Below are 13,572 nucleotides of genomic sequence, written 5' to 3' on the forward strand. Positions count from 1 at the left end.
AGATGAGTTAATTGTAAAAGAAAAGCTGCTCCAAGGCAATATGGAACAGCAAAAAATAGAGAGGGCTATCACGCAGCATGCGTGATTTGGTTCAATAATATTTAAACTAATAGAGTGAATTCTTTGAGAAGATATATCTTGTTCATCATACAAGTATCCTATTTCAAAGCGGCCTATCACATCTTCAAGATTATCTTCGATAATGGACACATTGTTGAGAGTAGTAAGCGTTGTAATTATCTTCCTAACATCATCTTCCCTTATTATTATGCTAATTTCTAAGAAAGGTCCACCTTGCAACCACGACATGATATAATTCCTCACTTTCGGCATCATTACAGAATTCCACTTTACTAATACACATTTATATATTTCTAATAAGATGCTTCGATATCAGTAGCGATTGCGTACTAAATCATCTCTATAAATTAAAATTCATCAAATTAATACGACCTTACCTGAATACCCCATTTTTCATCTTTATAAGTCAATACCTATATATTGTAACCCTATCAAGAGGCGACAACAACCGTATGTTCACATTTTTTTGATATGATTAACTATATTCAGTGACAGAGCCTTAATAAAAAAACAGAAAAATACCCTGTAAGTGAATCGGTCTGTTGTACAGAGCCGGTCTTACAGGGTATTTTCTATTTTATAAGCATTTCTTCATTACTTCATAAGCGCCTGCGGATTCGATAGCGGCAAGGTATCCTGCCACGACTTCTTCGAATCCCGGGATTAATGAAAGGTCTTCGTCCCAGAAATCCTGATTGGTACATACTGCATGCGCAAGCGCGGCAGGAGCATCATCTTTGTGGGCTGCGAAGAATTCCAGGACAGAGCGGTCGTCGCTGATGGTATATTCGTTGTCTTTTCGAATGCCGATCAATCCGCTGTCTTCTAAACGGACTCCTCTGTAGAATGCGATATAGAAAGCGAAAGAAGCGGTAATGCAGGCTGGCAGTTTGCCTGTTATCCTGAAGTATTCCTGCAGTGAAGGCAGAACGCGCGCTTTCCATTTTGAAGTCGAATTCAAGGATATTGCAAGCAGCGAGTGGTCGATAAATGGGTTTTTAAAACGTTCTGTTACGGAGGATGCAAATTCTTCTAACTCATCCTTAGGAAGGGTCAATGTAGGTATGATTTCTTCGTAAATGGTTTTGTTCATGAAGGTTTTGATTACTTCATCCTCCATGCAGTTGCGGACGATGTCCTGGCCGGCAAGATATGCGCCGAGGACCATGGAAGTGTGGGCGCCGTTCAGTATACGGACTTTACGCTGCTTGTAAGGCTTGTGGTTGTCGGTGATCATTACGGGAAGCCCTGCTTCGGCAAAAGGAAGCTCGTTCTTTAAGGATTCAGGTCCTTCGATTACCCAGAAACCAAATACTTCACCGGTATTGATCAGATTGTCGGTGTAGCCGTTTTCTTCGCAAAGGGCTGCGGCTTCCGTCCTGGGATATCCGGTCACGATCCTGTCTACAAGGGTAGAGCAGAAAATATTTTCATTCCTGATCCAGTTGATGAAGGCTTCGCCCAGATTCCATTGTTCGGCATAACGCAGTACGCATTTTTCTAATTCTTTACCGTTGTCATCAATCAATTCGCATGAAAGTATAACGAAGCCTTTTCCGGCCTGAGTGCCGAAATTTTCGAATCTTCGGTACATGAATTGCGTCAGTTTTCCTGGATAGCTGTCTGCAGGCCTGTCTGTGAATTGGCATGCAGGGTCATAAACGATGCCGGCTTCGGTGGTGTTGCATGCAATAAAGCGCAGATCAGGGTTGTCGGCACAAGCCAGAAGCGTATCGAATTCCTGATATGGATTTATGCATCTGCTGACGCAGGAGATGATTCGTTTGTTGTTGACTTTCTGTCCTTTTTCAAATCCGCGAAGATATAAAGTGTAGAGCCCTTCCTGCTCATTGATCATATCGGCTATGAATTGAGAGGTTCCGATTGGCTGGCAAAGAACGACTTTCGAGTTGAATCCGGTTTTTTCGTTCATGATATCGATGAAATAATCTACGAATCCGCGAAGGAAATTGCCTTCACCAAATTGTAAGACTCTTTCAGGAGCGTTTTTTAATAAAAAGCCTTCATATCCTTGTTCTTCGAGTGTTGAATAACATAATTTCTTCATTTTTACGCCTTTCTTTCTGTTAAAGTGTTACGCCTTGTTTGAAAATTGCCATATCGTGGAAACCTGCTTCTTCGGATTTTACTTTTTTTCCGGAAGCCACAGCAATTACGTAATCAAATAGCTGCCTGGATATTTCGTCTAAACTTACTGACTCTGTCATTGTGCCGCAGTCAAAATCGATCCAGTTGTTCTTTTTGGCATTCAGTGCAGAGTTGGAGGAAAGTTTCAGTGTTGGTACCGGGGAGGCAAATGGAGTGCCGCGGCCAGTTGTAAATAATATGATATGCGCGCCAGAAGCGGCAAGTGCGGTTGAAGCAACAAGGTCATTTCCAGGGGCATTCAGCAGGTTGAGGCCTTTGGCTGCAACGGGCTCACCATAAGCTAAAACCCCTTTGACCATAGCACTTCCGGACTTCTGGGTACATCCCAGAGCCTTGTCCTCTAATGTGGAAATTCCTCCTTTTTTGTTGCCGGGAGAAGGATTTTCGTAGATTGTCTGATTGTGGAACGCAAAATAATTCTTGAAATTATTGATTAAATCGACAGTCTTGTTGAATAAAGCTTCGGTTTCACAGCGGTTCATTAATAAGGCTTCTGCCCCGAACATTTCCGGGACTTCCGTGAGGATTGTGGTGCCTCCTTTAGAAATGAGAAGATCGGAGAAGGCTCCGACGGCAGGATTTGCGGTAATGCCTGATAAACCGTCAGAACCGCCGCATTTCATGCCGATAATCAGTTCGCTGCAGTCGACAGGCTCGCGTTTGAAAGCGCCGGCGTATTCCGCCAGATCTTCGATAATTACGAGGGAATCTGCAATCTCATCTTCGGAGTCCTGGGCAACCAGAAACCTGACTCTGCTGCTGTCGTAATCGCCGATGTGTTTCTTTAACTCCTCGATATTGCTGTTTTCGCAGCCGAGACCAAGAACGAGGACTCCACCCGCATTCGGGTGGTTGACCAGGTCTGCCAGGATAGTCCTTGTATTGTCCTGATCTTCGCCCATCTGGGAGCATCCGTATGGATGGTTGAAGGCGACGATCCCGTCAAGGGAACCCTGGATAAACTTCTGCGCCTGTCTTTCTATAGAAGTGGCAACGCTGTTGACACAGCCTACCGTAGGAATGATCCAGATTTCATTGCGCACTCCGACTTTGCCGTTGGATCGCCTGTAGCCCTGGAATGAACAGGCTTCGCCCGAGGGAAGGGCGTTGTCGGTTTTGCTGTAGGTATAGGTCAATAAATCGCCCAGACTGGTTTTTATATTATGGGTATGGATCCAGTTTCCTGCATGAACAGGTTCTGTGGCAAGGCCTATGACACAGCCGTATTTGGTGATCTGTGCCCCTTTTTCAATGGTGGAAAGTGCAAATTTATGACCCTGGGGGATATCATCCAATAATGTGATCTGCTGTCCGTCGGGGTCAACAACACTGCCCCGGGAAAGCGGTTTTAGAGCAACAGCAACATTGTCGCCCGGATGAATCTTAATAAAATCCTGCATATGAATTTCCTTTCTATAGTGGAGTGTCAAAAACCCATTTACAAAGTAGTATTCGTCAATTTGCACAAGTTCAAACAATCAGGACGTGATGCAAAACATGTTGATTCGCAGCGCGCTCTCGCTTAGATGAAGACGTAGTGGTACGTAAGGCCGCAAAATACGCGGCCTAAGTACCAACGTCTTCATATCATAGGAAAGATCGCCCTATGATATGAAAACCCTCCGGGGGATGTGCAGTCGGGCTTGTGGTATTTGATTGACTATCGTCAATCAGCCCTCCGCACTGCAAAGTGTTTTCGCTTTCAAGTTTTAGATTGGTGGAGCTGAAGCGGCGAAACCACTTTGTTCTAAAGCTGCTCATTATACAGTGTTTTGCATCACTGCGTGTTGGATGGCGGATGGGCACATGGACGAAGCCGAGGTTTACGATGTGCTTTTGACACTCTGATCCTTTCTGTAAAAAGAATGAATAAAAATGTAAGTGCTTACAATTAGTTTAAGACTATTTGGCACAGATGTCAATATGAAAAACAGGGAAACGGAGGGTGTTTGTGGTTTTGGAGGGTGAAAGCAGCAGAAAAGCCTGCTCAAAAATGTAAAAACGGGCTATGTTCCTGTTGATTTGTAAGTGGAACTGCTGTATAATCAAAACAAAAATGTAACTACTTACATTGCAAAAAAGTTTTTAGGCAGTACGGAAATAGAATTTTAAAAGACGGAGGAATAGGAACATGAAACAGTTTATGGATGAAGATTTTTTGCTATCTTCAGAAACAGCAAAGAAATTATATCATGAGTATGCGGCAGCGATGCCGATTGTGGATTACCATTGCCACATCAATCCCCAGGAGATTTTCGAAGACAGGAAGTTTGAAACGATCACCCAGGTCTGGTTAGGCGGAGACCATTACAAGTGGCGCCAGATGCGTTCGAATGGAATAGACGAGAGATACATAACCGGGGATGCATCTGACAGGGAGAAGTTCCAGAAATGGGCTGAGACTCTGGAAAAGGCAATCGGAAATCCCTTATACCACTGGAGCCACCTGGAACTGAATAAATATTTTGGGTACAAGGGTTATCTCAATGGCGATACGGCAGAAGAAGTGTGGAATTTGTGCAATGAGAAATTAAAGGAAGACGGCATGACTGTCCGCAACATGATCAGGCAGTCCAACGTATCTTTAATATGCACGACAGATGATCCTGTTGATTCTCTGGAATGGCACAAGAAGATTGCTGCAGATGACAGCTTTGATGTTCAGGTGCTTCCTGCCTGGAGGCCGGATAAAGCCATGAATCTGGAGAAGCCTGATTATGCAGATTATCTGAAGAAGCTGAGCGAAGTCAGCGGAGTAGAGGTAAAAGATTTCGAAAGCCTGATAGAAGCACTGAAGGTCCGTATGGAGTATTTTGGATCAGTGGGATGCAGCGTGTCAGATCATGCGTTGGAATATGTCATGCATGAGCCGGCTTCAAAAGAAGAAATTGAATCCATATTTGCAAAGAGGGCCGGAGGCGAAAGCGTAACCCGCGAAGAAGAGCTGAAGTTTAAAACTGCTTTCATGATCGCGCTCGGCAGAGAATACCACAGGATGAACTGGGTGATGCAGCTCCATTATGGCTGCAAACGCGACAACAATAAATTCCGTTTTAATCAGCTGGGACCGGATACCGGATATGACTGCATCAACAACTATGCACCTTCAGCACAGATGGCAGACCTGCTCAATGCCCTGGTTGCGACGGATGAGCTTCCTAAGACGATCCTCTATTCTTTGAACCCGAATGACAATGCGGCAATCGGTACGATCATCGGATGCTTCCAGGATACGTCAGCCGTTGGAAAGATCCAGCAGGGAAGCGCATGGTGGTTCAACGACCACAAAGCGGGCATGACCGAGCAGATGATTTCTCTGGCAAATCTGGGACTGCTGGGCAATTTCATCGGCATGCTGACAGATTCGAGAAGCTTCCTGTCATACACGAGGCATGAGTATTTCAGAAGAATCATGTGCGATTTGATTGGCGGATGGGTAGAAAACGGCGAATATCCGGCGGATTATAAAGCCCTCGAAAAGATTGTAAAAGGAATTTCTTATAACAATGCAGTTCGATATTTTGAATTTGATTTATAGAAGCCACTTTGTTATCTCATAGGACGTGATGAAAAACATGTTCATTCGCAGCGCGCTCTCGCTTAGATGAAGACGTAGTGGTACGTAAGGCCGCAAAACACGCGGCCCAAGTACCAACGTCTTCATAAAGCTGCTCATTGAATCATGTTTTGCATCACTGCGTGTCGGATGGCTTTCTGGGAACCTGACGTGATGAAAAACATGTTCATTTGCAGCGCGCTCTCGCTTAGATGAAGACGTAGTGGTACATAGGGCCGCAAAACACGCGGCCCAAGTACCAACGTCTTCATAAAGCTGCTCATTGAATCATGTTTTGCATCACTGTGTGATAGATGGCGGATGTACAAATTGGCGAAGCCACTTTGTTAAAAATTAAGGTTCTGTCAGATAAAATAGGTGATAATCAGTATTTTTTAGCAGAGAAGTTATTCGCTCTGCTAATTTGAAACTTCAGTTAAGTCGCAATAGGGAAAGATTCCGAGCCAACTTACAGATACCTATTTTTTCTTACCTATAGTATTTGACAGAATTAGAATTAAACCTATTATCATTAAATATCCCCCAGGGAATAACCACTGCAAGTATTCGGGCAATTCACCCTCAAAACTTATTAAAACGGCTAGCAATATTGTTATAAGACTGAATCCCCCTCCAACTATATGATTTAATCGTTTTATATTGTATTTTTCTTTTTCTTCTTTACTTGCAGTGTTATATCCTGCTATAAGAAAATTACCCTTTCCACTAAGTATTAAAATAGACATTACTGCAAATAGGATGACTATTATCCATCCAAGCCATATTGGTCCGTTCATAACGATACCTCCTGCAAAATATAAAATTGTTAGTTCACTATTTATAACGATTGCGTACTAAATCATCTCTACAAATTTGAATTTGTCGCTATATACTTTCATCTGGAGACTGTCCATCATGAGCTAACCATTGACATTCAGTTATCTCCATATTTGTAAATATTGCTTTAAATGATGAAGCTTCTGGACTACAAGCATAAATACCAAATTGAATAGAACCGTTACCATTCCACATATGACATATACGCATCTGACTATAATTAATTCCGTCAATAGAACATTCTATACAATAATCGTCCTCTCTACGGCTAAATCTATACCACATCGATTTAATTGATACATCAATAGTTGTAGTAGCCCAATCAGAATAACCATTATTCGTAACAACACTTCCTAAATGTTGAAAATCTTCATTTTCATATTCAATAGAACCTTTAAACCAATTTTCACTATCTAAATACATAACAACGCCACATTGGTCAAAACGGTGCTTACTTTCAAATTCGGTCTTTACTATAAAAGAAAAGTATTTTTCATCAGTATTCATTTGCAATACAGGAGCATTATCATTCCTAAAATGATAATAGGTTCTTTGCCATAAATCGGTATGCGGCTTTGTAATAATTTCTATTTTATTTTCAGTAATAGAATAACTTTCAGGTTGTCTTATCCATTTTAAATCTTTAATATCAAATTTCATTATTCTCTTTCTCCCTCACAAATTCAAATTTATCACTGCATTACTGCAAAATCTTTAGTTCTCAATCTAAAACTGTTGTGACTCTTTATAGAAAGATGTCAACTTAACACAGTTTCAACTATATCTTGGCATAGTTTATAAAGCCGGTATAGGTGGACGACCTGAAAATCTGCGTATCGAACTTTTTCAAGAACTATGCTGGCAATTTTTAGAAGCGCGTCAGCTTTGTCGCCTATCGAACCCTTCGCAGTATTGATCCAGTGGTTCCAGGCGAGAGAATGGCCATTGCGGTCGATTACACTGGAATAGAAACCTGTTCCTTTTCTAGATCAGCCTTTGGAGATGAAGTCATCAGCAGAACTCTCAGTGTTTCATATTCATCTGGCGAAAGCGTTTTTATGATGTCGAGTGCCTCTTTTACGGTTGCCATAATCATCCTTCCTGTGAACCTGTTACATATATTGTAACCCTATCAAGAGGTGACGGCAACCATATGTTCGTATTTTCTGATATTATCAGCTATATTCAGTGATAGAGCCAAAATAAAAAAAGGTGTGAAAAAAGGGCTGCTGCTCAATGACTAAAAATCAGTCATTTTGCAGCGGCCCCATCTTTATATGCAGTCCAGAAAAGTCTTTTTTATAATAGGATTAGCGTGCCCAAAGCCTTCTTGTAACCTTCGGCTACGTCAATTCGCCCATCCGCCATCTGTCACGCAGTGATGCAAAACATGATTCAATGAGCAGCTTTATGAAGACGTTGGTACTTAGGCCGCGTACTTTGCGGCCTTACGTACCACTACGTCTTCATCTAAGCGCGAACGCGCTGCGAAAGAAGATGTTTCAAGCCCTCCTGTAACGTTCGGCTACGTCCATGTGTCTATCCGCCATCCAACACACAGTGATGCAAAACATGATTCAATGAGCAGCTTTATGAAGACGTTGGTACTTAGGCCGCGTACTTTGCGGCCTTATGTACCACTACGTCTTCATCTAAGCGAGAGCGCGCTGCGAATGAACATGTTTTGCATCGCGTCCTATTAGCGAAAACTATTTAACGGTTGCATTTCCTTTTACAAGATCCATTACTTTTTCAGTGATGATTGTCTGCATCACGTAACCTTCTCCATACTGTTCCACCTGGGTATCATAATCAGCTGAAGCGTCGTCACCGAAATAGGTGCCGTACTCGTCTGCTGTCACAGAAAGTCCTTCGGCTTCAAGAATAGCCTGGAAGATCAAAGCCTTTTTTGCCTGGTCCTGTGCAGCTTCGACTAAACTTGCTTCATATTCCTTTTCGGACATGCCGGTATATTCTTCAAAGCTTGCAATAGCGTCATATCCCATGGAGGTATACATGTTGTTCATGTATTCGAAGGCATTCTGATCCGTGTATTTCTTGAGGGATTTCAGCTGGTCCGTATACTTTTCAGGATAGGAGGAAACCGTGGTGTTTTCCATAAGGTAATCCATTAACCATTTATCCAGGTTGGTATCATAGTTGGACTGTTTCACATATTCCCTGTATTCATCTGTTGTTGATGCATATTCAGAAAGGTTTTCCGTTACAAATGCATCTGTAAATTCAGGTGTTGCATAAATGCCATTGATGGTGACCTCGAAAACGGCATCCTTTCCTGCCAAGTCTGCACTCGAATAGTCGGTAGGGAAGGTGACTTCCACGGTTACCGCATCTCCAGCGCCGTGACCGATCAGCTGGTCTTCAAAGTCATCCACGTAAGAACCGGAGCCGATTACCAGGTCGGCGCCTGCGCCGTCCGTGTTGCCGCCTTCGAATTCCGTGCCGTCGATGCTTCCTACATAATCGATATTTACCTTATCGCCGTCTGCAATCAGTGCATCCGTTTCGGTTTCCAGGGTGCTGTAGTCTGCCAGCAGAGTCTGGATGTCTGTTTCCACGGAGGCATCCGGATATTCGATCTCGCTTAAGGGTACCGTGATGCTTTTGTAATCAGCCAGTTTTACCAGGTCGGAAGCGGTTGTATCTTTGATCAGCCCGTCCGCCGTCAGGTATTTGCTGTAATCGCTGCTCGCCTGGACGGTAGTGGCATTCTTGTAGAGCGTGTAGCCGATAGCGGCGATCAGACCGGCGGCAATCAGGCCGACTGCACAGAATGAAGCGATTTTGATCAGGAGCGATCTCTTTTTTGCTTTTTGGATTTCCTGTTTATGGGCCAGTCTTTTTTTCTGCCCCGGAGTCATAGATGTGTTTTCAGTTGGTTTTCCCATATGTTTCTTTCCCTCTCTTTGTCTGTTGATCTGAGTATGCTTTTTGCGATGGAATTGCAGCTACGCAGTCATGCATCCTATATAGTCGCACAGAGTGAAAGGAAAAGCACCTTCACTCTGAGCAGTTATAGTTATTATACACTAGAATTATGAAAATAGTGTGTACTTTTTGGATGTTTTTTGGGAAATCTGAACTTATATGGCTACTGTTAACTTTGTGACACCAGTATCCTTCTATACATCTTCCGGCAAGCAGTATTTGAGGCTTGAGATAGAGATAGGAAAAAGTATCTGACAACGACTAAATGTGGTACAATATTATCAGATAATTAAACGAACGAGACTATCCAGCATGCAGCACAGAGCACAGAAAGGGAAGCACCGGAATATAACGCGGCCAGAATAACGATACTGATTGAGAAAAGTTGAAAAAAGTTGAGAAAGATGAAAGTTAAGAAAGACGAAAGGTGAGTGAGTGTTATGAAAAGGGGAAAGCTGGCCATGATGATAACATCTTTTATTTTGATTTTTTCGGTTCCTGCAGGATGCGGCAAAACTGCAGATGCCCCGGGGAATACCAACGGAAATCTGTCGAATGGCGGACTGGCGGTGCTCCAGGACGAATGGGTCTACTTTTCAAAGTTTGAAGAAGGCAGCATAAAATTATATAAAATCAAAACGGACGGGTCGGGAGAAGCCAAGGTAAGCGATGCTGCCGCCATGTACCTGAACGCAGCGGGCGACTGGATCTATTACATTGACGGCATGGAATATAAGATGTACAAGGTGAAGACGGACGGCACCGGAAAGAGTAAACTATCCGATGACCTGACGGCTTCCATGGCAGTCCTCAATGACTGGATCTACTACATAAACCTGGGCGGCAAAACAGTAAATCCGAAGCTGTGCAAAATAAGGACCGATGGCTCTGAGATGACCGAACTGGGAGGGGATACTCCGTCGGCATTCAGCATAGACGGCGGCTGGATCTATTTTGTAAATGCTTCCGATGAAAGCAGGCTGTACAGGATGAAGACGGACGGGACAAAGAAGGAAAAACTTGGAGATGACACGGTAACAGCTATGATTGCAGATGATGGCTGGATCTACTATATCAGCAGCGGAGACAGCAAATTCTATAAAATGAAGACGGACGGAACCGGGAAAGCGGCAGTGGGAGATGATACGGCAACGCTGATGAATGTGGATGGCGGCTGGATCTACTACGCAAACGGCAGCGATGAAGACAGGCTGTATAAAATGAAGACAGACGGGAGCGGCAAGGCGAAAGTTTCCGATGACCTGGCAGCAGGCATCAATATCGCAGGCGACTGGATCTACTATATCAATTTCAGTATGGAAACCTTTTCAATGAAACAGATAAAAATTAAGACAGACGGAACAGGACGGACTGAAATTGCAGATCTTTCCGCCCAGCCGGCCCAGACGGAGTATGGAGAAATATATGATGTGGAGGATGAGATTACAGTCGGAGACATCACCTATACCTTTGGCACGGCATATGCGACAAATGTCATGCGCTCATCAACTGATCCAGCCTTCGATGCGGCAATTTTCTTTGACGAAACGGAAGAAGTCTATCTGTTCATAAACGTTACGGCCACAAACAATGGAAGCAAGGCTGCAAAAATCGGCACATACAGCTTTGGACTGGGGGAAGAGTATGAGGGGTCAGTGATCGTTTCCTTCTGCAGGCTGGCAGATGCCAACCTGGCAACCCTGGCAACCGATCAGTTCACTGAATGGATGACCCTGGAGCCGGGACAGACGGCAGAATATAAGCTGTTCTTCACACCTCAGCATGTTAATAATGCCTATAAGGTCTATCTCTATGAAAGCACAATGGAGATGCCCGACTATACGACCGCAGTGGCAACGGTGAAGGACATAAAGGCGGAAGTGGAGCTCTATACGACCAGAGGAAAGGCATTTGCCGTTCTGCAGGAGCGTTTCCCGGAGTCTAAGATCGAGGAAGGAGGAGCATTCGGCTACCGGATGGAAGCGGATCCCGCTGATAAGGTCTATTATCTCTTTAAGGTTCACGGGGCAGATTCAACCATGCAGTACTATTTCGTAAAACAGGAAACAGGCGAGATCTATATAGGAAGTTATGATGAGAACCGCCCCGATTTTCCGGCGGTGCCAAGGGAGCTTCTTGAACAGAAGTGATTTATAAAGAAACCAGTGTTGAGGGCGGCCAAATGGCCGCCCTGTTTTGTATCACTACGTGGCAGATGGCGAATGTGCAAATTGACGAAGCCGAACGTTGCGAGAGAGCTTTTGACATGCTAATCATTATAGGAAAGACCGTCCTATGAGATAAAAAATACTCCGCACAGCAGATTCGCTATCTAAAAGAAATAATGAAACGAGATGAAACACTGTGAAACACGGACAGGAAAAACGAAACATAACAGCAACAGAAACCGGCGGGATATCCATGTCAGATCGAAAAAATCAAAGAAAATCGAGAATTTAACAGGCAGAAAAATGGGGATTTTCGCAAATACCGGCCCGAAATCAGGTTTTAAATTTATTTGCAGAAGAAATGAGCAGTTGGCACGAACTTTGCTTTATAAATAAGCATAAGAGAATAGAGCAATCAGACAGCTTTATTAAGGATAAGTAACAGAAAATGCATGTGTTATACAAATAATAGAAACAACTTAAAAAACGTGTGAACAAAAGTGCACAAATAAACGCGAAGATACCAGGTGTGATTGTTGACTTGGAACAGTAACGAAACTATAATCACATTACTGAGCAAAAATATGGATGTACAGGAATGATAAAGCGCATCAGCGTGAAGTTTGGAAGAAAAGAGGAAGGCTGTTATGGAGAAAGAAGTAAGACTGAAGATTCTTTTAAAAGCGGAGCATTTATTTGATTTTCTGCTTTACAATGTCTATCACGGATTTTTTGGAATAGTAAGTATGGTAATTATTCTGTTCTCAGTTATATTGCTGATTACGGGAATCCGGGAGGAAGGAACCATCCAGAAGATATTGCTGGTGGCCATTATCCTGGTATTTGTTGCAGGTGTTCCATGGATGCTCCGCCTGCAGGCAGCCAAGCAGCTGAAGCTGTCGCCAATAAACGGGAAGAGCCTGATTTATGAAATAAGCAGTGACGGGATACAGATCAAGCAAGGCAGAAATACACTGACGAATGAATGGAACGAAGTGAGGAAGGTGGTGGAGACCAGAAAGAGCATCATCGTATACTCACAAAGGGCGGGAGCGTTTATCCTTCCGAAGCATGAAATCGCAGAAGATTACGAGGCTTTAAAGAGCCTGCTGAGGAGCAACACAGAGTTAAAGAAATGCAGATTGAAAAACAGCAGGTAATGGAAAAAACATGGCTTCTTTCCGGGAGCCATCAAAGGATGAAGTTAAGGGACTCGGATTTCGCGATAGGAGGCCCCTTGCTATAAAAACAATTAAAATGAGAGAGGTGTAAAAATGCAAAAGGTCAACACAAAAGTAATCGTACCCGTCGCAATGGCGGTAATGGCAATTGTATTTATTTATCTTGGAGTAGGGAAATACGGCTTCTGGGATAGTGTAAATGGTCCGAAACCTGGATTCTTCCCGACCATAATCGGCGTCATACTATTATTCACAAGTATACTGGCGCTGTATCAGAACAGAAAAGAACTGGCTCCTAAGCTGGATAAGCTTGAGATGATGGTGATTGGAGGGTGCCTCGGGCTGGTACTGTGCAGCTACCTGATCGGATTGATTCCGAGTGCGATCCTGTACATGCTGCTATGGCTGAAGGTATTTGAAAAATGCTCCTGGAAGGCTACGCTGCAGGTAACCGGGGTCATGTCGGTAATAATAATCGGCGTGTTTGTAATGTGGCTGCAGGTACCGGTTCCATGGGGGATTTTTGAAAATATTTTATAGGAGCTTCCTGTATACTTTAAAGAGTAAAAGGAATTGACCAAAAAGAATACCTCAAGTAAATTTAGATTATTACTGACCGGACAGTTGGTAA

The 13,572-nt window shown here is 43.4% G+C and carries 11 protein-coding genes; 4 read left to right on the top strand and 7 right to left on the bottom strand.

What is annotated here, in order from left to right; genetic code table 11:
* From BJR36_RS20600 to BJR36_RS18875, 3 genes are all read right to left on the bottom strand, one after another.
* On the bottom strand, nucleotides 1-324 hold a 324-nt coding region (locus BJR36_RS20600), incomplete at its 3' end, for a hypothetical protein (RefSeq protein WP_207648916.1).
* Between the two features lie 334 nt (nucleotides 325-658).
* Entirely contained in the window at nucleotides 659-2,149 is a 1,491-nt protein-coding gene (locus BJR36_RS18870; protein WP_091236987.1) for a tagaturonate reductase, read from the bottom strand.
* Between the two features lie 19 nt (nucleotides 2,150-2,168).
* Nucleotides 2,169-3,650, bottom strand: coding sequence for a UxaA family hydrolase (locus BJR36_RS18875; protein WP_091236988.1), 1,482 nt, complete (start codon nucleotides 3,648-3,650; stop codon nucleotides 2,169-2,171).
* Between the two features lie 731 nt (nucleotides 3,651-4,381).
* On the opposite strand from BJR36_RS18875, the gene uxaC reads away from it, so the two are divergent.
* Nucleotides 4,382-5,788, top strand: coding sequence for a glucuronate isomerase (gene uxaC / locus BJR36_RS18880; RefSeq protein WP_091236989.1), 1,407 nt, complete (start codon nucleotides 4,382-4,384; stop codon nucleotides 5,786-5,788).
* Between the two features lie 497 nt (nucleotides 5,789-6,285).
* Here the strand turns inward: uxaC and BJR36_RS18885 are convergent, their stop codons facing one another.
* From BJR36_RS18885 to BJR36_RS18895, 4 genes are all read right to left on the bottom strand, one after another.
* Nucleotides 6,286-6,603: a DUF3784 domain-containing protein gene (locus BJR36_RS18885; RefSeq protein ID WP_091236990.1), complete on the bottom strand. Its 318-nt coding sequence runs from the start codon at nucleotides 6,601-6,603 to the stop codon at nucleotides 6,286-6,288.
* Nucleotides 6,604-6,691: 88 nt separating this feature from the next.
* Nucleotides 6,692-7,303 (bottom strand): DUF1349 domain-containing protein, encoded by a 612-nt coding sequence (locus BJR36_RS18890; protein WP_091236991.1) that lies wholly within the window; start codon nucleotides 7,301-7,303, stop codon nucleotides 6,692-6,694.
* 295 nt (nucleotides 7,304-7,598) lie between these two features.
* Nucleotides 7,599-7,733: a hypothetical protein gene (locus BJR36_RS20945; RefSeq protein WP_278276601.1), complete on the bottom strand. Its 135-nt coding sequence runs from the start codon at nucleotides 7,731-7,733 to the stop codon at nucleotides 7,599-7,601.
* Between the two features lie 619 nt (nucleotides 7,734-8,352).
* Nucleotides 8,353-9,552, bottom strand: a complete 1,200-nt coding sequence (locus tag BJR36_RS18895) for an FKBP-type peptidyl-prolyl cis-trans isomerase (protein ID WP_091236992.1) — start codon at nucleotides 9,550-9,552, stop codon at nucleotides 8,353-8,355.
* 480 nt (nucleotides 9,553-10,032) lie between these two features.
* Here BJR36_RS18895 and BJR36_RS18900 point away from each other — a divergent pair, with 480 nt between their 5' ends.
* From BJR36_RS18900 to BJR36_RS18915, 3 genes are all read left to right on the top strand, one after another.
* A complete protein-coding gene (locus BJR36_RS18900; RefSeq protein WP_091236993.1) occupies nucleotides 10,033-11,742 on the top strand; it encodes a DUF5050 domain-containing protein in 1,710 nt (569 codons plus the stop codon).
* Between the two features lie 665 nt (nucleotides 11,743-12,407).
* Complete coding sequence (locus tag BJR36_RS18910; protein ID WP_091236995.1) at nucleotides 12,408-12,920, top strand: YcxB family protein; 513 nt, start codon at nucleotides 12,408-12,410, stop codon at nucleotides 12,918-12,920.
* A 114-nt stretch (nucleotides 12,921-13,034) separates the two neighbouring features.
* Nucleotides 13,035-13,481 (top strand): tripartite tricarboxylate transporter TctB family protein, encoded by a 447-nt coding sequence (locus BJR36_RS18915; RefSeq protein WP_091236996.1) that lies wholly within the window; start codon nucleotides 13,035-13,037, stop codon nucleotides 13,479-13,481.
* The last annotated feature ends 91 nt before the right edge of the window (nucleotides 13,482-13,572 follow it).

The organism is Anaerobium acetethylicum, assembly GCF_900096945.1.
Taxonomy (GTDB): Bacteria; Bacillota; Clostridia; order Lachnospirales; family Lachnospiraceae; genus Anaerobium; species Anaerobium acetethylicum.